General features: G+C 62.9%; 19 protein-coding genes. 12 read left to right on the forward strand and 7 right to left on the reverse strand.

Annotated features, from left to right (window positions below; translation table 11 throughout):
• Window positions 1-4 precede the first annotated feature (4 nt).
• Together NCS67_RS17960 and NCS67_RS17965 are read left to right on the forward strand one after the other, a co-directional pair.
• On the forward strand, window positions 5-622 hold the full coding sequence (locus tag NCS67_RS17960) for a UdgX family uracil-DNA binding protein (RefSeq protein WP_250435958.1): 618 nt from the start codon (window positions 5-7) through the stop codon (window positions 620-622).
• 16 nt (window positions 623-638) lie between these two features.
• Entirely contained in the window at window positions 639-1019 is a 381-nt protein-coding gene (locus NCS67_RS17965; protein WP_250435960.1) for a DUF3175 domain-containing protein, read from the forward strand.
• A gap of 66 nt (window positions 1020-1085) precedes the next feature.
• Here NCS67_RS17965 and NCS67_RS17970 read toward each other — a convergent pair whose 3' ends face one another.
• Window positions 1086-1247 carry a hypothetical protein gene (locus NCS67_RS17970; protein ID WP_167561849.1) on the reverse strand — a complete coding sequence of 54 codons (162 nt, stop codon included), beginning with the start codon at window positions 1245-1247 and terminating at the stop codon, window positions 1086-1088.
• Window positions 1248-1424: 177 nt separating this feature from the next.
• On the opposite strand from NCS67_RS17970, the gene NCS67_RS17975 reads away from it, so the two are divergent.
• From NCS67_RS17975 to NCS67_RS17985, 3 genes are read left to right on the forward strand one after another with little or no spacing between them, the layout of a single operon-like run.
• Entirely contained in the window at window positions 1425-1592 is a 168-nt protein-coding gene (locus tag NCS67_RS17975; RefSeq protein WP_250435961.1) for a hypothetical protein, read from the forward strand.
• A 22-nt stretch (window positions 1593-1614) separates the two neighbouring features.
• Window positions 1615-2934 (forward strand): PQQ-dependent sugar dehydrogenase, encoded by a 1320-nt coding sequence (locus tag NCS67_RS17980; protein ID WP_502801860.1) that lies wholly within the window; start codon window positions 1615-1617, stop codon window positions 2932-2934.
• Window positions 2935-3402, forward strand: a complete 468-nt coding sequence (locus NCS67_RS17985; protein ID WP_175979473.1) for a hypothetical protein — start codon at window positions 2935-2937, stop codon at window positions 3400-3402.
• 27 nt (window positions 3403-3429) lie between these two features.
• On the opposite strand, the gene NCS67_RS17990 is transcribed toward NCS67_RS17985, so the two are convergent.
• Both NCS67_RS17990 and NCS67_RS17995 read right to left on the reverse strand, forming a co-directional pair.
• Window positions 3430-5625, reverse strand: coding sequence for a hybrid sensor histidine kinase/response regulator family protein (locus NCS67_RS17990; RefSeq protein WP_250435963.1), 2196 nt, complete (start codon window positions 5623-5625; stop codon window positions 3430-3432).
• Window positions 5626-5822: 197 nt separating this feature from the next.
• Entirely contained in the window at window positions 5823-7025 is a 1203-nt protein-coding gene (locus NCS67_RS17995; protein WP_250435965.1) for an ammonium transporter, read from the reverse strand.
• Between the two features lie 313 nt (window positions 7026-7338).
• Here NCS67_RS17995 and NCS67_RS18000 point away from each other — a divergent pair, with 313 nt between their 5' ends.
• The gene (locus tag NCS67_RS18000) at window positions 7339-8133 is read left to right on the forward strand and encodes a crotonase/enoyl-CoA hydratase family protein (protein ID WP_250435967.1); all 795 of its coding nucleotides are present in this window, start codon (window positions 7339-7341) and stop codon (window positions 8131-8133) included.
• A gap of 13 nt (window positions 8134-8146) precedes the next feature.
• Window positions 8147-8797, forward strand: coding sequence for a phosphoribosyltransferase (locus NCS67_RS18005; RefSeq protein ID WP_250435968.1), 651 nt, complete (start codon window positions 8147-8149; stop codon window positions 8795-8797).
• On the opposite strand, the gene mdeB is transcribed toward NCS67_RS18005, so the two are convergent.
• Entirely contained in the window at window positions 8794-11502 is a 2709-nt protein-coding gene (mdeB, locus tag NCS67_RS18010; RefSeq protein ID WP_250435970.1) for an alpha-ketoglutarate dehydrogenase, read from the reverse strand. The two genes, NCS67_RS18005 and mdeB, sit on opposite strands and share 4 nt — an antisense overlap.
• Before the next feature lie 139 nt (window positions 11503-11641).
• Between mdeB and NCS67_RS18015 the strand changes: the two genes are divergently transcribed.
• From NCS67_RS18015 to NCS67_RS18025, 3 genes are all read left to right on the forward strand, one after another.
• On the forward strand, window positions 11642-12172 hold the full coding sequence (locus NCS67_RS18015) for an Lrp/AsnC family transcriptional regulator (RefSeq protein ID WP_008353006.1): 531 nt from the start codon (window positions 11642-11644) through the stop codon (window positions 12170-12172).
• Window positions 12173-12328: 156 nt separating this feature from the next.
• On the forward strand, window positions 12329-13141 hold the full coding sequence (locus NCS67_RS18020; RefSeq protein ID WP_250435972.1) for a mechanosensitive ion channel family protein: 813 nt from the start codon (window positions 12329-12331) through the stop codon (window positions 13139-13141).
• An 82-nt stretch (window positions 13142-13223) separates the two neighbouring features.
• Window positions 13224-13388, forward strand: a complete 165-nt coding sequence (locus NCS67_RS18025; protein ID WP_008353004.1) for an FmdB family zinc ribbon protein — start codon at window positions 13224-13226, stop codon at window positions 13386-13388.
• Window positions 13389-13391: 3 nt separating this feature from the next.
• Here NCS67_RS18025 and NCS67_RS18030 read toward each other — a convergent pair whose 3' ends face one another.
• The 3 genes from NCS67_RS18030 to NCS67_RS18040 form a co-directional block, all read right to left on the reverse strand.
• Window positions 13392-14294, reverse strand: a complete 903-nt coding sequence (locus NCS67_RS18030; protein WP_008353003.1) for a LysR family transcriptional regulator — start codon at window positions 14292-14294, stop codon at window positions 13392-13394.
• 199 nt (window positions 14295-14493) lie between these two features.
• Window positions 14494-15258, reverse strand: coding sequence for a ParA family protein (locus NCS67_RS18035; RefSeq protein ID WP_250435974.1), 765 nt, complete (start codon window positions 15256-15258; stop codon window positions 14494-14496).
• 231 nt (window positions 15259-15489) lie between these two features.
• Window positions 15490-15999: a DUF1269 domain-containing protein gene (locus NCS67_RS18040; RefSeq protein WP_175979480.1), complete on the reverse strand. Its 510-nt coding sequence runs from the start codon at window positions 15997-15999 to the stop codon at window positions 15490-15492.
• A 173-nt stretch (window positions 16000-16172) separates the two neighbouring features.
• Here NCS67_RS18040 and NCS67_RS18045 point away from each other — a divergent pair, with 173 nt between their 5' ends.
• On the forward strand, window positions 16173-17048 hold the full coding sequence (locus tag NCS67_RS18045; protein WP_250435975.1) for an ATP adenylyltransferase family protein: 876 nt from the start codon (window positions 16173-16175) through the stop codon (window positions 17046-17048).
• Window positions 17049-17102: 54 nt separating this feature from the next.
• Complete coding sequence (locus NCS67_RS18050; protein ID WP_008352997.1) at window positions 17103-18149, forward strand: S1C family serine protease; 1047 nt, start codon at window positions 17103-17105, stop codon at window positions 18147-18149.
• Window positions 18150-18232 lie beyond the last annotated feature (83 nt).

Here is an 18232-nt window from a genome sequence, read left to right on the forward strand (position 1 = left end):
GAACATGGCCACGAAACGCGCCGATATCGTCCCGCAACAGACGCCCGCATCGCTCGACGAATGCCGGCGTTGCGCGCTCTGGGAACACGCGACGCAAGCGGTGCCGGGCAACGGTCCGCGTCATGCGCCGATCATGATCGTCGGCGAGCAGCCGGGCGATCAGGAAGACTTGCAGGGCAAGCCGTTCGTCGGGCCTGCCGGCGCGATGCTCGATCGCGCGCTCGAAGAAGCGGGCGTCGCGCGCAAGGAGGTGTATGTAACGAACGCGGTCAAGCACTTCAAGTGGGAACCGCGCGGCAAGCGGCGTCTGCACAAGACGCCTGCGCAGCGCGAGATCGATGCCTGCCATTACTGGCTCGATCGCGAGACAGGCGATGTTGCGCCGGAAGTGATCGTCGCGCTCGGCTCGACTGCGCTCAAGTCCGTGTTGCGCGATTCGAAGGCGACCCTGCAGGCCTCGATGGGGCACGCGCTCGAACACGAGGGACATGCGATCGTCGCGACCTATCATCCTTCGTTCGCGTTGCGCGCGCCCGATCCGGAGACACGCGAGCGTGCATACAAGGCAATCGTCGAAGCGTTGCGCGATGCACATCGGCTCGTCGCGCGTCATCGGAAATAGCGTTGAGGGAATGACTATGACAACGAGCGCAAAGTCAGCAGCGAAAAAGAAGAATAGCGGCAAGCGGCCCAGCACGCGCCAGCGGCATTCGCTTGCGAGCGTCCGCAAGAAGCCGGAGCGCACGACGCATCGCTGGTCGCATCATGTGATGGAAACGAGCGATGCAATGGATATTCAGCGCGACATCTTCAAGACCGGCAACGCGCAGGAGATCGCCGATTCGCTCAAGCGCTCGTCGACGCGCAGCACCCGCCGCAAGGGCTCGCCGTTTCAATCAGCAATGTCGATGCTGAACTTCTACATCAATCGCGCGGGGCGCAATCTGCCGAAGTCGCGCAAGAGCACGCTGGAACGCGCGAAAAAACGCTTGCGCGAAGCGTTCGGACGCAAGCCCTGAAACGTCCGCGCGGCCTCGTCGAAACGGGGCCGCGCGCGTTGCGTGGCTACCGCTTCTCCATGAAGATCAGGGTTGCCGCTGACCGCCCTGATGCTGTGGCAACGGCTGATTCTGCTGCTGCTGACCGCTCTGCTGATCCTGTTGCGGTTGCCCCGGCGACCGGTCTTGCTGGCCGTGCTGCTTGGGCGTCGATGGCTGATTGCCCGTTTGCTTTTGATTTCCGCTCATGAAGCCCTCCTGGCTAAGTCATCGCGTAGGTTGAAAGCCGCGGCTTGCGCCGCACGATAGTGCGAGCATCGCGCGTACCAGAACGGACGTCCGCATTACGCGGACGCTTCGCAACGTCACGAGGAACGTCTCTTGCTCCCTCTAAAAGACGATGCGACCCGCTCAAAGGAGACAGCAATGGTGCAAGAACCTCCTCTCAATCCCGGCGATGAAGCCGAGCCCGGCGCGCCCGGTACCGGCGAAGACATCTGTCCGGACTGCAACGGCTCGGGCAAGCTCGAAGGCGCCGACTGCAAGACGTGCGGCGGAACGGGCAAGGTGACGCAAGGCATCGGCGGCGGTTGAATCGACGTTTCAGGAGTCACGTTTGAAAACGCATCCGAGCCATCTGGCAGGCACGGTCGCGCTCGCGTTGTTGCTCGCGAGCGGCGCGGCCATCGCCGACGATTACGCGAACGACTTTGGCCCGAACCCGACGCTGCCCGCACCGCGCAGAGCGATGATGCCGACGGTGAACATCGCGCCTGCCAAACCTTGGGCGCAGGGACAAAAACCCATCGCGCCCGAGGGTTTCGATGTGACCGCGTTCGGCACGGGGCTCGAACATCCGCGCTGGCTTGCGACGCTGCCCAATGGCGACGTGCTCGTCGCCGAAAGCAATGCGCCCGCGAAGCACGACGAAAACGCCGGCATCAAAGGCTTCGTCATGAAGAAGGTGATGAAGCGCGCGGGCGCGGCCGTTCCAAGCCCGGACCGCATCTTGCTGCTGCGCGATGCCGATGGCGACGGAATCGCTGAAACGCGCAGCGTGTTCATCGACAAGCTGCATTCGCCGTTCGGCATGGCGCTCGTCGGCGACGATCTCTACGTCGCGGATACCGACGCGATCCTGCGCTTCAGGTACGAAAACGGCACGACGCAAATCGCGACGCCGGGCGAGAAGTTCATCGACTTGCCTGCCGGCGATATCAACCATCACTGGACGAAGAACATCATCGCGAGCCGCGACGGAAGGAAGCTCTACGTGACGGTCGGCTCGAACAGCAATGTGGCGGAGAACGGCATCGACGCGGAGAACGGCCGCGCGGCGATCATGGAAGTCGATATCGAATCGAAGCAGTCGCGCCTCTTCGCGACGGGCTTGCGCAATCCGAACGGCATGGCGTGGCAGCCGCAGAGCGGCGCGCTCTGGACCGTGGTCAACGAGCGCGACGAACTCGGCAACGACCTCGTGCCGGACTATCTGACCTCCGTGAAAGACGGCGCTTTCTATGGCTGGCCATACAGCTATTACGGTCAGCATGTCGATGATCGCGTGAAGCCGCAACGCGCGGATCTCGTGCAATCGGCGATCGCGCCGGACTATGCGATCGGCGCGCACACCGCTTCGCTCGGTCTCGCGTTTTATGACGGCACCGCATTTGCGCAACGCTATCGAAATGGCGCGTTCATCGGTCAACATGGTTCGTGGAATCGCAAGCCGAGAAGTGGCTACAAGGTGATCTTCGTGCCCTTCGACAATGGCAAGCCTTCAGGACCGCCCGAAGATATTCTGACGGGCTTTCTGTCGTCGGATGGTCATGCGCTCGGCCGTCCTGTCGGCGTGGCGATCGATGGCAAAGGCGCATTGCTCGTCGCCGACGATATCGGCAATACGGTGTGGCGGGTCGCGCCCGCCGCGAAATAAATGGCCGCGCGAAAGTCGGCACGCGGCGCGCCAGGTCTCTTCGCGCTCGCGGAAAAGCAGATCGTCGGGCTTTACGATGCGGGCGTCATGTCGCCTGCGGTGCTGCATCACGTCGTCGCGGCTTACGCGAATAGCAGCATCGACTGGAACGAAGATGGCACGCTGCAAACCGTCGATGGCCATACGGTGCACGAAGCCGTCGTGCTCGTGATGATGCCGGGACGTGCGTTGAAGAACGCACGCAAGGACTTCATCTCCGTGGTCGAACATCTCGCGGGCGGCGCGCGCGAGATGCAACAGGACGAAGCGCAAGCCGAGGACGACGAAGATCTCCTGACTCAACTGGGCGGCGACCCATCGCCGCCGCGCGCGAAGGCGCGCGCCGCGAAGAAGAACACGGAAGAAGAAGCCGAGCCGAAGCGCGCGGCGTTCAATCCGCTCGTCGGCGCGCGTGCCGTGCGCAAGTAGCGGCATCACGGCACGCGCCTGTCGCGATCAATGCGGCACGCCCGGCGCGATGAGATCGAGCAGATCGTCCATGTCGAATGGCTTCGCGAGAATGGGCACGCCGAGATGCTTCGCGCGTTCGAGTTCATCGGCATAACCCGTCATCAGCACGAGCTTCTGCGATGGCAAACGCGACATGATCTGCTCGGCCAGATCGATGCCGTTCATGCGGCCCGGCATCTGCACATCCGACAACACGAGATCGAATCCATAACCTTCGCCCAATAGCGCGAACGCGGCATCGGCGCTTTCTTCGTGATGCACCGCGCAGCCGAGCACTTCGAGCACCGCCGTCACGCCCGCCGCGACATCCGCGTTGTCTTCCACGAGCAGCACCGACGTGCCGCGCAACGGCTCGTCTTCTTCATCGGATACGGGCACGATCGGCGGCGTCTCGACATCGGGCGGCACATAGGCCTTCGATTCCTTCGGTGCCGGACCATGATGGCGCGGCAAATAGAGGCGCACGGTCGTGCCCGATCCCGCCACGCTCGTGATGCGCGCCGTGCCGCCCGCCTGCTCGCACGCGGCGAGCACCTGCGTGAGGCCGAGGCCCGTGCCTGCGCCGCGCTGCTTCGTCGTGAAGAGCGGCTCGAACGCGCGGCGCTGCACTTGCTCGGTCATGCCTTCGCCGTTGTCGGTGATCGAGACGAGCACGTATTCGCCATCGGGAATATCCGTTTCCGCGCCGCGCACGCGCGCGTTCTGGCAACGGATCAGCACGCGCCCGCCGTGCGGCATCGCATCGCTCGCATTCACCGCGACGTTCACGAGCGCGATCTCCAGTTCGACCCGATCGGCCATGACGCGCCACAGATCGGGCGATAACTCCAGCGTCACCGCGACGGACGGATGCACCGATTTCTTCACGAGATCGAGCACGCTTCGCAGCCAGTCGGCGGGATCGACGAGCTCGCGTTTCAGCGGCTGCTTGCGCGCGACGCTCATCAGCCGCCGCGCGAGCGATTCGGCCCCGGCCGTGGCACGTTCCACCGCGAGCACTTCGCTTTCGACGTCGTTGAAGCGCTTGTGTCGGGCAAGCTCCATGTTCGAGCCGACGACCATCAGCAGATTGTTGAAGTCGTGCGCGACGTTCGCGACGAGATTGCCGAGCGCGCCCATGCGCCGCAATTGCCGGCTCGACGCCTCGACGGAAAGGCGCGTCGCGACTTCGGCCTGCCAGCGTTCCCATGCGGCCTGCTCGGCATTGAGCCGGCGGATCGAGAACAGGATCAGCAGCCACACCGCGATGCACGGCACGAGCGCGATCGTCGCGACGAGCGCAAGGTGATTGCGCCAGCGAGCGAGAACAGCGGAGGCCGCATAGCCCGTCGACACATAGAGCGGATAGTCGCCCACGCGTCTGAACGCGAGCAAGCGATCGACGTGATCGACGGTCGAACGAAGACGCATGCTGCCGTAAAGCTCGTTGTTGCGAAACGCGGCGGTAAAGGGTGTATTGGTCGCGGGTTGCCTGCTCTCCATGGCGGCCGGAAAGCGCGCGAGGATATTGCCGTCGCGCCGATAAAGCCCGATGACGACCGCCTTGTCGCCCGCCGCGAGTTCGCGATAAAAATCGGTGAGGTAGTCGCGCTTCAACGCAATCGACACGACGCCCAGAAACTTCCCGTTTCGGCCGATGCGTCCCATCGTCGTCGTGAAGACATCCGAGCGCGCCACCTTGCCGCGCAAGGGCAACGAAAAGTACGTGACGGGCGCCACCGCACGCGCGGACTGAAAATCGTCGCGATCCTCGATCGATATCGCGGGCGCGGGATACCAGCGGCTATTGGCGAGCAGCGCGCCTTTCTCGCCGAACACGGAGATCGCCGCGATTTGCGCGAGCGTGCCGCTCATGTCGTCGAGCGTGCGATGCAGCTCCGCTTCGCGGCTCTTGATGAGCGCGTCGTCGCTATCGCCGAGCAGATCGACGATGCGCGTCTCCAGTTGCTGATTGAGGTCGATCACTTTCAGCGCGTGCTCGTCGGCGACGCGCGTGAGGCGTTCCGTGAGTTCCCGCGCATCGGCGAAGCGGCGCTGATGATCGTAGTAGCCGTAGATGCAAAGGCACGCGACCGGAATGACGATGGATGCGCCCAATACGAGCAGCAGCACCTTGCGCATCGATGCGAAATGGCGGGCAGGCAGCGGCAGATCGAATGTCGCGGTCTCTGTGGAGTCCAAGCGTTGCGTCTCCGAGGAAGTCGACCGGCATATCGTAACCGGCGAGGAGTCGGAGCGGTATGAAGAATGAAGAAAACGCCGGCATTCTCTTTAAACGCGGCGAGCGCATCGGTCGCCGGCGGCCTTTCTTCTCATTTAGCCAGGCGCATGCCTGGCCACTCGTCGCAGGGCTTGTGGACCCGGCGCGAGCGTCGGCTTCAGCCGGCCAATTCGCGATCGGGCGTCGCGGATATGCGATGAATCGCGAGATCGGCGCCATTGAACTCTTCTTCGCGATCGAGCCGCAGGCCCACTGTCATCTTGATGGCGCCATACACGAGCGCACCGCCCGCGAGCGCGAGCACGACGGCGCCCGCCGTGCCGATGAGCTGCGACCCGATCGATACACCGCCGATGCCGCCGAACGCCTTCTGCCCGAACACGCCCGCCGCGATGCCACCCCACGCGCCGCACATGCCGTGCAGCGGCCACACGCCGAGCACGTCGTCGATGCGCCAGCGGTTCTGCACGCAGGTGAACATCTGTACGAAAAGCACGCCCGCGACCGCGCCGACGATCAGCGCGCCGAGCGGATGCATGAGGTCCGAGCCCGCGCATACCGCGACGAGACCCGCGAGCGGCCCGTTATACGTGAAGCCCGGATCGTTGCGGCCCGCGAACCACGCGGCGAGCGTGCCGCCGACCATCGCCATCAGCGAGTTGACGGCGACGAGGCCGCTGATCTTGTCGACGGTCTGCGCGCTCATCACATTGAAGCCGAACCAGCCGACCGCAAGCACCCACGCGCCGAGCGCGAGAAACGGAATGCTCGACGGCGGATGCGCGGCGATGCGCCCGTCCTTGTGATAACGCCCGTGACGCGGCCCGAGCAGCAGCACGGCGGGCAACGCGACCCAGCCGCCGAACGCATGCACGACGACCGAGCCGGCGAAATCATGAAACGGCGCGCCGAACGCGTGCGTCAGCCACGCCTGAATGCCGAAACGCTCGTTCCACGCGACGCCTTCCAGTAAGGGATAAATGAAGCCGACGATCACGCAGGTCGCGAACAGTTGCGGATTGAACTTGGAGCGCTCCGCAATGCCGCCCGACACGATCGCCGGAATCGCCGCGGCGAAGGTCAGCAGAAAGAAGAAGCGCACGAGCGCATAGCCGTTGTGCTGCGCGAGGATATCGGCGCTGTGCATGAACTGCACGCCGTACGCGATGTTGTAGCCGATGAAGAAGTACGCAAGCGTCGACACGGCGAAGTCCACGAGGATCTTCACGAGCGCATTCACTTGATTCTCGCGGCGGACGGTTCCGAGTTCGAGAAAGGCGAAACCTGCGTGCATCGCAAGCACCATCGCGGCGCCTAACAGCAGAAAAAGAGTGTCGGTTCCGGATTGGAGTGCCTGCATGATTCGAGAGATTGGTCTGAAAGAGGCGCACGTTTTGCAAGTTCCGGGCCAACTTGGCGCAGACGGCATCCAAACGGTGCAGACGCTTTGCGCAGCGCGGATTGGCATGGTGCAACAGGCCGCGACGCTAACTTTTTCGGTGCGCCCTATCTTGGTGCAGTGCCCCGTTGGATCGCATTGAATGCACCGCGCAAGAGCCAAATATTTCGATGCGAAGGGACGTCGTAGGCTTATCGCAAGCACGCGATGCGATGCACGTTCGCGTTGCGCGGCGAGTATTCTGAAGACTGGTCGCGTGCAAAACGGAGTGGCCATGACCTCACGCATCGAACGATTTGGCGAGCACGTACGCATGGAATCGCATGAGCGCGATCCGCGTGTCGTCACGGTCGTGCTCGATCGGCCCGCGCGTCGCAATGCCGTCGATCGTTCCATGGCCGACGCATTGCGAGAGGCGTTCGAGCGCTTCGATGCCGACGATGCGTTATCCGTCGCCGTGCTATGGGGCGCGGGCGGCACGTTCTGCGCGGGCGCTGATCTGTCCGCACTCAACGATGACGCGCGCCGCAACGAGATCCATGCCGACGGCAGCGGCCCCGGCCCGATGGGACCGACGCGGCTCACGCTGCACAAACCCGTGATCGCCGCCATCGCCGGTCATGCGGTCGCGGGCGGACTCGAGCTTGCCGCGTGGTGCGACCTGCGCGTCGTCGAGGAACACGCGGTGCTGGGCGTGTTCTGCAGACGCGTCGGCGTGCCGCTCATCGATGGCGGCACGATACGGCTGCCGCGTCTCATCGGCATGTCGCGCGCGCTCGATCTGATCCTCACTGGCCGCGCCGTCGATTCTGACGAAGCGCTCGCTATCGGCCTTGCGAATCGCATTGCGCCGGCGGGCGAAGCGCGCAATGTCGCCGAAGCGCTCGCATGCGAACTGGCCGCGCTGCCGCAGGCCGCGTTGCGCGCCGACTTATGCTCCGCGCACGACAACGCATTCGATGCCGACCTGGGCCGCGCCTTGCAGCGCGAAGGCGCGAGCGGATATCGCGCGGTGTTCGATGAAGGTCTCGAAGGCGCGACGCGTTTCATCGCAAGACATCGGGACTGAAAGGACGAGCGACATGAACTCAGTGTTCGAGAACCGTAGGGAAGCGGGCCGCGAGCTCGCGCAGCATCTCGGCGCGTATGCGGACCGTGACGACGTCACCGTGCTCGCATTGCCGCGCGGCGGCGTGCCCGTGGCATACGAAGTCGCACGTGCATTGCGCGCACGGCTCGATGTGCTCGTCGTGCGCAAGCTCGGCGTGCCGGTGCAGCCGGAACTCGCGATGGGCGCGATCGCATCCGGCGATGCGTTCTTTCTCGACGAGCGCATCGTGGAATATGCAGGCGTCGGGAAAGACGAACTCGATCGCGTGATCGCGATGGAGCGCGCCGAGCTCGAGCGGCGCGAGGCGCTGTATCGCGGCGACATGCCGCCGCTCGATATGAACGGACGCGTGGCGATCGTCGTCGATGACGGCATGGCGACCGGCGCAACGATGAAGGCCGCGGCGATGTCCTTGCGTCATGCGCGCCCGTCGAAGATCGTCGCGGCGCTGCCCGTTGCGCCGCTCGATTCGGAAGCGCGCGTGGAAGATATCGTCGATGAATTCGTCTGCGTGATGCGGCCGCGTCGATACTTCGGCGTCGGGCAGTTCTACATCGACTTCGATCAGACGAGCGACGACGAAGTGCGCGAGTTGCTCGATGCGGCCCGCAAGGATGTTTAGCGCAGCCAGGGCGCGTCGTGCGATTCCTGCGTCTTGCCGTATTTTTCACGCGCGGCCTTCAACGACTGCTTCTCGATGACGCCTTCGTCCACGAGCGATTTCAGCGCGGCGATGACGATCGATACGCGATCCACTTCGAAGAACTCACGCAACGATTGACGCGTATCGCTGCGGCCGAAGCCATCGGTGCCGAGCGTGACGTAACGGCGCGGCACATACGCGCGAATCAGTTCGGGCACCGCGCGCACATAGTCCGTCGCCGCGATCACCGGCCCGCGCGATGATTCGAGCGCGCGCGTGACGAAGGGCACGCTCGCATCGTCGTCGGAGAGGCGCGCCGCGCGCTCGCATGACGCGCCATCGCGATGAAGCTCCGTGAAGCTCGTCACGCTCCACACGGCGGCGTTGATGTTCCAGTCGTCTTTGAGCATCGTGCGCGCGGCGATCGCTTCGTTGAGGATCGCGCCCGAGCCGAGCAATTGCACTTGCGCATTGGCATCGCCGCCGATGCGATAGATGCCGCGCAAAATGCCTTCGCGCGTGGACGCATTCAGCGCACTGCCGGGCGCGGAAGGCTGCGCGTAGTTTTCATTCGTCACCGTGATGTAATAGAACACGTCGTTCTGGCGTTCCATCATCTCCTGCATGCCTTCATCGACGATAGCCGCGACTTCGTACGCGAACGCGGGATCGTAAGCGCGGCAGTTCGGAACCGTCGATGCAGAGAGATGGCTCGTGCCGTCCTGATGCTGCAAGCCTTCGCCGCCGAGCGTCGTGCGGCCCGCCGTCGCGCCGATGAGAAAACCACGCGAACGCTGATCCGCGGCCGCGAAAATCAGATCGCCGATGCGCTGAAAACCGAACATCGAGTAATAGATGTAGAACGGCAGCATCGGCAGATCGTGCACGCTGTATGAAGTCGCCGCCGCGATCCACGACGACACCGCGCCCGCCTCCGAAATGCCTTCTTCGAGAATCTGCCCGCGCGTGTCCTCGCGGTAATAGAGCATCGAGCCCATGTCTTCCGGCTCGTATAACTGGCCGAGCGGCGAATAGATGCCCACTTGCCTGAAGAGATTCGCCATGCCGAACGTGCGCGCCTCGTCCGCGACCACAGGGACGACGCGCGGTCCGAGCGTCTTGTCCTTCAGCAAGCTGCCGAGCATGCGGACGAAAGCCATCGTCGTGGACATTTCCTTCGCTGATGCGTCGAGCGCGAACTGGCCCCACGTAGCGAGCGCGGGCGGCGTGATGCCAAGCGAAGCCTTCGCGCGACGTCGCGGCAGATAACCGCCCAACGCCGCACGACGCTCGTGCAGATAGCGCATTTCGGGCGCGTCATCCGCGGGCTTGTAGAACTTGAGCTGCTCGACATCGTTATCGGAGAGCGGCAGGCGGAAACGATCGCGGAACTGCTTGAGATCGTCGAGATCGAGCTTCTTCTGTTGATGCGTCGTCATGCGGCCCTGCCCCACCGCGCCCATGCCGAAGCCCTTCATCGTCTTCGCGAGAATCACCGTCGGCTGGCCCTTGTGCGAAAGCGCCTTCGCATAAGCGGCGTGGAGCTTGCGCACGTCGTGACCGCCACGGCGCAAACGGTCGATATCTTCATCCGACATATGCGCGACGAGCGCCGCGAGTTCCGGATTCTGCCCGAAGAAGCGCTCGCGGTTATAGCGGCCGTCATTCGCCGAGAAAGTCTGGAATTGGCCGTCGACGGTATGCGCAAATGCGCGCAGCAATGCATTGGAGCGATCGCGCGCGAACAGCGCGTCCCAGTCCGAGCCCCACAAGACCTTGATGACGTTCCAGCCCGCGCCGGTGAATTGCGCTTCGAGTTCATCGACGATGCGCCCGTTGCTGCGCACAGGGCCATCGAGCCGCTGCAGATTGCAGTTGATGACGAACACGAGGTTATCGAGCTGCTCGCGCGCTGCGAGCGACAGCGCGCCGATCGATTCCGGCTCGTCCATTTCGCCATCGCCGAAGAAGCCCCAGACCTTGCGGCCTTCCGTGTTCCTGAGATTGCGGTTCTGCAAATAGCGCATGAAGCGCGCCTGATAAATGGAATTGATAGGACCGATGCCCATCGACCCAGTGGGGAACTGCCAGAAATCCGGCATCAGCCAGGGATGCGGATAAGAGCACAAGCCCGGTCCCGCGATCTCGCGCCGATAATGCTTCAGATGTTCTTCACCGAGAAAGCCTTCGAGAAAGGCGCGCGCATAGACGCCCGGCGACGAATGCGGCTGAAAGTAGACGATATCGCCGCCATGCGTTTCATTCGCGGCTTTAAAGAAGTGATTGAAGCCGACCTCGAAAAGATCCGCCGCCGATGCATAACTTGCGATATGGCCGCCGAGTTCGCCATAAGCCCGATTCGCGCGCACGACCATCGCGAGTGCATTCCAGCGCAACACCGCGGCGAGCTTTTCCTCGATGTCGAGATTGCCGGGATAAGGCTGTTGCTGCGCCACGGGAATCGTATTCGCATAAGGCGTCGCGCGCGCCCGCGCCGATTCGACGCCCACCGACAGCGCGTGCTCCGCGAGCCGGTCGAAAAGATACTGCGCGCGATCCTTGCCTACGTGTTCGACGACCGCATCGAGCGCCTCCAGCCATTCGGCGGTCTCGCCGGGATCGATGTCCTCGCGTCCCTTGGCAATGGAAAGAAGCTGGGTGGTACCGCTCGACAAGTCCGTCATGGCGCGACTCCGCGTTGGCTAGAGAATACGCTCAAGCATATCCATTGATGCGCAGAATGTGCATCTCATTTGGCTGCCTTCTCGCTTTGCTGTAGTGTGTTTATTCTTCGGAAACGCCAAAAACCGGAATCTTTCGACTATGACAGCACACTCGAAGCAGCGCCTCGACCGCATCGACATCGGCATATTGAATGAGCTACAGCAAAACGCGCGCATCACCAATTCGGAACTCGCCCGCGCCGTCAATCTTTCGCCGACGCCCTGCTTCAACCGCGTGCGCGCGCTGGAGAAGGCGGGCCTTTTCAAGCAGCACGTCACCTTGCTGAATCCGGAAGCGCTCGGGCTTTCCATCAACGTCTTCATTCAGGTCAGTCTGGAAAAGCAGATCAAGGATGCGCTTGCCCGTTTCGAGCAAGCGATCAGCGAGCGGCCCGAAGTGATGGAGTGTTATCTGATGACGGGCGATGCCGATTACCTGTTGCGCGTCGTATTGCCCGACGTCGCCGCGCTGGAGCGCTTCATCCTGGAACGGCTCACGAAGATGCCAGGCGTTTCCAACATTCGTTCGAGCTTTGCGCTCAAACAGGTGCGCTATAAAACCGCGCTGCCGTTGCCCGCGTCGGGATTGACCCTGCCCGATCAGAATGCCGACGAGGCAGAATGGACCTGATGGATAGTGCAACGAGCGGTCGATCCTTCCGACAGCACTAAACATTCCTGTAATTCTTGCGATGACGCGGTGCATCGCCTATAACTCGTGTGGCCTGTGCGGCATGTTTTCCCGGCTCGACGTGTTCTCCGACGAATTACCACGCACGAGAAAGACATGAACATCGAAACCGTACGTGTATTCATCATGACGCGCGGCGTCGATTTCGCGATCATGGTGATCGGCGCGATCGCGCTGTGGATCATCGGGCGCTGGCTGATCGGTCTCGTCACGAGCACGATGCGCAAGCTTCTTTCGCGCAACGGCCGCGTCGATCCCACGCTCGCGCATTATCTCGGCTCCATCGTCGGCGTCATTCTCAATCTGCTGCTCGTACTCGCGATTCTGCAGATTTTTGGCGTGCAGACGACGTCTTTCGCGGCGTTGCTCGCGGGTCTCGGTCTCGCTATCGGCACGGCATGGGGCGGGCTGCTCGCGCACTTCGCGGCAGGCGTGTTCATGCAGGTGTTGCGGCCCTTCAAAGTGGGCGATTTCGTGACCGCGGGCGGCGTGACCGGCACCGTCACTGAGCTTGGTCTTTTCGGCACGACCATCACGACGCCCGACAACGTCGCGGCCATCATCGGCAACAACAAGATCTTCTCCGACACGATCTGGAATTTCAGCTTGCTGCCGCATCGGCGCGTCGAACTGAGCGCGAAGATCGCGAATGGCGTCGATCCGCTCGATGCCATCGCGCGTCTGAAGGAAGCCGTCGCGAAGATACCGAACGTGGCGACCACGCCGCCGCCCGATGTCGAAGTGCTGTCGTTCACGCCGGAAGGACCGCTTCTGTGCGTGCGGCCTTACACCAATACCAACGACTATTGGCAGGTCTATTTCGACACCAATCGCGCGATCATCGAAACGTTCAGGCAAGCCGGCTATCCGACGCCGGAAACGCCGCTCGTGCGCCGCGTCGTCAACTGATTTTCACGCGCGAATGCTGAACTAGAATGAGTGGAACCGGCGTGCCTTGCGCCGGATCACCGGTCGCGCGCGGGAGGATGCCATGCCGACTTATCAATACCGTTGTCAGGATTGCGGCGAGACCTTCGAGCACGCGGAGCACATCGTCGAGCATGCAACGGTGCAACTCAAATGCCCGAAGTGCGGCAGCGAGAAAGTCGCGCACGCACCGGCGCCGTTCGTCGCGAAGACCACGAAGAAAAGCTGAACTTCAAGCCGCGCGAAACCGCACTTCGTGCGACGGCAGGCCGCCCAGACGTTGCGCGACGTGATCGATGAACGCGCGCAAGCGCGGCGCTTCGTGACGGCTCGGCGGCCATAGAATCTGAAACACGCCTTCCGTACGCATGTGTGCGCCGAGCACCGCGCGCAGCATGCCGCCGTCCATCGCGCTCTTCGCGACGAAATCCGGCACGCACGCGAGCCCCAATCCGGAGATGCAGGCTGCGAGCACGGCTTCCATGTCGTTGAACGTGAGCGTCGCGTGCGGATCGATTGCGAACGTGTGATCGTCACGCGCGAAACGCCAGGGCTCGGGACGGCCGCTCGCCGGAGAACGGAAGCGGATGCACGCATGGCCATCGAGATCGCCGGGCGTCGCGGGCTCGCCATGACCCGCGAAGTATGCGGGCGAGCCAATCACGACCGGACCGTATTGCGTGAGCGGGCGCGCGAGCAATTGCGAATCGGCGAGACGCCCTGTGCGGATCACCGCGTCATACCCTTCCTGCGTGACATCGACTACGCGATCGCTGAATTCGATATCCAGTTCGATGTCCGGATAGCGCCGCCTGAAGTCCGGCACGAGCGGCATCAATAGCCGCGTGCCGAGCGACGGCGCGCTGATGCGCAGGCGTCCGCGCGGCGACGACGTCGAATGGAACAGCTCGTTCTCTGCTTCTTCGAGATCGGCGAGCATGCGTTTGCAGCGCGCGAAGAAACGTGCGCCTTCGTGCGTGAGGCCGATCCTGCGCGTCGTGCGATTGAGCAGTTGCACGCCGAGCTTCGCTTCGAGCCGCATCACGCTCTTGCCTACTGCCGAAGCCGACAATCCGAGCGCGCGCCCTGCCGCGACGAAGCTGCCCGACTCGGCGGCGCGCACGAACGCGACCATGCCGGAAAGACTTTCTGTCGATGGAGGCGCCCCGGACGAAGTCGCCGTGAGAGACCCGTGCGAAGCCTGCGATGGAACGGTGGTCATATTCATGTTCTGGCGAAAAAGAAGGCGCGACGGATTGCGCCTGTCTTCTGCAAGAACGTGCGTGATGCCGATTTATTCCCGACTTACCCGCGCTCTCGTGTAGTGCGGCGCGTCAGCCGTTCAGTTCCTCGTGCAGCGCGACGTATTCCTGCGCGAGCTTGTGACGCGGTTCGAGATAGATCATCGGCCGCGCGTGCTGATGGCTCTCGCGGATTTTCACGGAGAGCGACAGATGCGAATTGAGCACAGGCAAATCTTCGCCGCGTAGTTCGTCGACGAGTTGCTGGGGCAGGCTTGCGCGCGGCTGGAACTGATTGATGACGATGCCTTCGACGCTCAGATCCGGATTGTGATCGTGGCGGATCTCCTGCACGTTATCGAGCACCGAATAGAGCGCGCGGCGCGAGAAGTCGTCGCAATCGAATGGAATCAGACAGCGCTCCACGGCGATCAATGCGGAGCGCGTGAAGAAGTTGAGCGCGGGCGGCGTGTCGATATAGACGGCGTCGTAGTGTTGCAGTCCCTTCAATGCGTCACGCAGCTTATAGATCTTGTAGCGCGATTCGAGCTTGCTTTGCAGCGCTTCGAGATTCGGATGCGACGGCACGATGTCGAGATTCTCGAATGGCGTTGTATGAATGAAGGACTCGAACGCCGGTTCGCGAAAGCTATAGCTCAATGCGGATTCGAAGAAGCTTGCGAGATTCGGCTGTGCATCGCGGGCTTGTTCGCCTAGCAGGTACTGGCTTGCATTGCCCTGCGGATCGAGGTCGATGACGAGTGTGCGCAGGCCCCGGGAAGCGCTGATCGCGGCGAGATTGCAGACGATGGTGGACTTGCCTACGCCACCCTTTTGATTGAAGACCACACGGCGCATCGGTTTTTCTTCCTGGGTTTGTGAACGCTCGTTTCTTTGTGCGTTCTGGCTGGGGTTGAGCGGTTCCAGGGATGTGATCTTATCGCATCAATATGGTTGCGGTTTTTGGCTTTGGGTTTTTGTTCGTTTGTTCGGGAGGTGTCGCTGGATCCCGTATTCGTGTCGGTCTATTAGCACTGCCCCTGTGCTAATAGACCACTAATAAAACGGGATCCGGCGGAAGCGAAAAAATCAAGGAAAAGCCGGAATCGTAGGATCGGCCCCTTCGACATCGGCCTCCGGATGATGACTCTTCACTAGCGCCTCGATCTCCTCGACACGATCCTTCGGCACATCGACCATCATCAGCAATTCGCCATCGTCGATCGCCTGCTCGAACCGCCGCAAACGCGTATTCGGAATGCCCACGCCGATCATCGTCGCGGCCCATGCGCCGAAGCCCATGCTCGCCAGCGTCATGCAAACGACCGCGCCGCCGGCAATCGTCAAACCCGCAGGCGGAAATGCCATCGCAACAAGTCCGGCGAGCGCGCCCGTCACGCCTCCTGCAGCCGTTCCGCGAGCAAGCGCAGGCAAGAGATCGGTGCGTTGAACGAGTGTCGCTTGAGGCAAATCCTCCAGCGGTTCATGAGGCCGCGCAAGCACATGGATATGCCGCCATTCGATTCGCTTCAGCAGCAATTCGTCGATGATCCCCTTCGCGCTCGCCACACTCGGCAGCAGAAAATAGATGCGCCTCATCTCGCACCTCCATATCGGAGCGTCATGAATCCAATATAGACGACGCGCACAGGAACGCTTTTCAACACGCACGAGGCAATTCACCGTGCTTGGGTATCACCATGCAGGCAGCGCACGCTTATGCGAGTATCTCCGGATTCGTTCGAACGATTCGCATTCGGAAAAGGAGCAGCATGACGCACATGAACACCCCTTCGTGGCAGGACGTAATCATGCAAACCGAACGCGCACTCGCATGCGGCGCACTGCGTTCGTTCGATACCGCGCAAAGCATGATCGAAGATGGCGGCGTGCGCTTTCTCGTACGACAGGCCGCTAATATCGCGCGCAAGGAGCAGGCATCGAAACTCGCGGCAAAGTCCGCCGCCGATGCCGCGAGCGCATGGCGCGATCCATTCTCGCCATGCGAGGAAGCGCTGCGTGTCGGCGATATCGGCGAGCGGCATTTTCTGTTGCTCAACAAGTTCAACGTGCTCGCGCATCATCTGCTGATCGTGACGACGGACTTCGAGCCGCAAGAGACGCTCATCAGCGAGGACGACTTCGCCGCGCTCTTTGCCTGCCTCGATCGTTTCGATGCACTCGGCTTCTATAACGGCGGCAGCATCGCCGGATCGAGCCAGCCGCACAAGCATCTGCAGATGGTGCCGCTGCCGCTCGATGGTCAGGCATTGCCGATCGAAGCGGCCATCGAAGCGGCGCGCACGAGCGGCATCTTTCGCGTGCCGCAACTCGCGTTCGCGCACGCAGCCGCATGGCTCGACGATGACAGCATCGCCAACGTGCACGCAACCTATCTGCAACTGCTGAACGCGATCGGCGTGCAACCGCTCGATGTCATGGGCGTCGAACATCAAAGCGCGCCTTATAACCTGCTCGTCACGCGTCGATGGATGCTCGCGGTTCCGCGCAGCGTATCGCATGTCGAGGGCGTCGCGGTGAATGCGCTCGGATTCGCCGGCTCGCTCTTCGTTCGCGACGACGCACAGCGCGAGGTCGTCGAAGCGCTGGGTCCGATGAAACTACTTGCAAACGCAACTATCTCTTGAAATCGGCTCCGGCGACCCGCATGTCCGCATCCAGACATCGGGAGTTCAAGGAACATGGGAAGCCGGCCTCAATTCATCGACGATCTTGCGCGCGGGGCGCAGGACGCCGCGCCCTCCACCCCGCTCGACCCCATCGACGCTATCGACGATGGGGCCCTGCTCGACGCCTATTCGCGCACCGTCATCGGCGCGCTGGAGCGCGTGCAGCAAGCAGTCGTGTTCATTTCCGTCGAACGTCAACTGGCCGACGCGCGCGGCGCGCGACGCAGTGTCGGCGGCACGGGCTCGGGATTCATCTTCACGCCCGACGGCTATCTGCTGACCAATAGTCACGTCGTGCACGGCGCGACGCATATCGTCGTTACGCTCGCCGATGGCACGCGCTTCGACGCCGATCTCGTCGGCGACGATCCCGCAAGCGATCTCGCGGTGCTGCGCATCGGCTCGCCGGAGCCGCTGCCGCATGTCGAACTGGGCGACTCGGGCCGCCTTCGCGTAGGACAGATCGCGATCGCGGTAGGCAATCCGCTCGGGCTCGCGCAGACCGTCACGACGGGCGTCGTCTCCGCGCTCGGCCGAACGCTGCGCTCGACTTCGGGCCGCATGATCTATGACGTCATCCAGACCGATGCCGCGCTCAATCCCGGCAACTCGGGCGGGCCGCTCATCAATTCGGCAGGCCAGGTGATCGGCGTGAACACCGCGATCATCGCCGGCGCGCAGGCCATCTCGTTCGCGACCGCGATCGATACGGCGAAGTGGGTCATCATGCAGATCTTCGCGTACGGGCGCGTGCGGCGCGCGTATATCGGCGTGGCGGGTACGACGACGCCGATCTCGCGGCGCGTGCAGCGCTTTTTCGCGCTTCCGTCGGCAAGCGGCGTGCATGTGATGGAGATCGTCAAAGGCAGTCCGGCCGCGCTCGGCGGCCTGCGCACAGGCGATCGGATCGTCGCGGTGGATGACGTCGCCATCGATAGCGTCGACAGTTTGCAGCGCACGCTGGACGCATCGCGCATCGACAGGCCGGTGAAGATCGCGGTGCTGCGCGGCACGCAGAAGCTCGATATAGACGTGACGCCCGTCGAGCAGACGGGCTGACGCGGCGGGGGGGGGGGGGGGGGGGGGGGGGGGGGGGGGGGGGGGGGGGGGGGGGGGGGGGGGGGGGGCGGGGGGGGGGGGGG

Origin of the sequence: Caballeronia sp. ATUFL_F2_KS9A (assembly GCF_023630765.1) — a bacterium.
Lineage (GTDB): Bacteria > Pseudomonadota > Gammaproteobacteria > Burkholderiales > Burkholderiaceae > Caballeronia > Caballeronia zhejiangensis.

Coding starts and splice junctions, on each gene's coding strand:
- NCS67_RS17960 (WP_250435958.1), top strand. CDS start 5: ATGGCCACGAAACGCGCCGATATCGTCCCGCAACAGACGCCCGCATCG.
- NCS67_RS17965 (WP_250435960.1), top strand. CDS start 639: ATGACAACGAGCGCAAAGTCAGCAGCGAAAAAGAAGAATAGCGGCAAG.
- NCS67_RS17970 (WP_167561849.1), bottom strand. CDS start 1,247: ATGAGCGGAAATCAAAAGCAAACGGGCAATCAGCCATCGACGCCCAAG.
- NCS67_RS17975 (WP_250435961.1), top strand. CDS start 1,425: ATGGTGCAAGAACCTCCTCTCAATCCCGGCGATGAAGCCGAGCCCGGC.
- NCS67_RS17985 (WP_175979473.1), top strand. CDS start 2,935: ATGGCCGCGCGAAAGTCGGCACGCGGCGCGCCAGGTCTCTTCGCGCTC.
- NCS67_RS17995 (WP_250435965.1), bottom strand. CDS start 7,025: ATGCAGGCACTCCAATCCGGAACCGACACTCTTTTTCTGCTGTTAGGC.
- NCS67_RS18000 (WP_250435967.1), top strand. CDS start 7,339: ATGACCTCACGCATCGAACGATTTGGCGAGCACGTACGCATGGAATCG.
- NCS67_RS18005 (WP_250435968.1), top strand. CDS start 8,147: ATGAACTCAGTGTTCGAGAACCGTAGGGAAGCGGGCCGCGAGCTCGCG.
- mdeB (WP_250435970.1), bottom strand. CDS start 11,502: ATGACGGACTTGTCGAGCGGTACCACCCAGCTTCTTTCCATTGCCAAG.
- NCS67_RS18015 (WP_008353006.1), top strand. CDS start 11,642: ATGACAGCACACTCGAAGCAGCGCCTCGACCGCATCGACATCGGCATA.
- NCS67_RS18020 (WP_250435972.1), top strand. CDS start 12,329: ATGAACATCGAAACCGTACGTGTATTCATCATGACGCGCGGCGTCGAT.
- NCS67_RS18025 (WP_008353004.1), top strand. CDS start 13,224: ATGCCGACTTATCAATACCGTTGTCAGGATTGCGGCGAGACCTTCGAG.
- NCS67_RS18030 (WP_008353003.1), bottom strand. CDS start 14,294: ATGGTCGCGTTCGTGCGCGCCGCCGAGTCGGGCAGCTTCGTCGCGGCA.
- NCS67_RS18035 (WP_250435974.1), bottom strand. CDS start 15,258: ATGCGCCGTGTGGTCTTCAATCAAAAGGGTGGCGTAGGCAAGTCCACC.
- NCS67_RS18040 (WP_175979480.1), bottom strand. CDS start 15,999: ATGAGGCGCATCTATTTTCTGCTGCCGAGTGTGGCGAGCGCGAAGGGG.
- NCS67_RS18045 (WP_250435975.1), top strand. CDS start 16,173: ATGACGCACATGAACACCCCTTCGTGGCAGGACGTAATCATGCAAACC.
- NCS67_RS18050 (WP_008352997.1), top strand. CDS start 17,103: ATGGGAAGCCGGCCTCAATTCATCGACGATCTTGCGCGCGGGGCGCAG.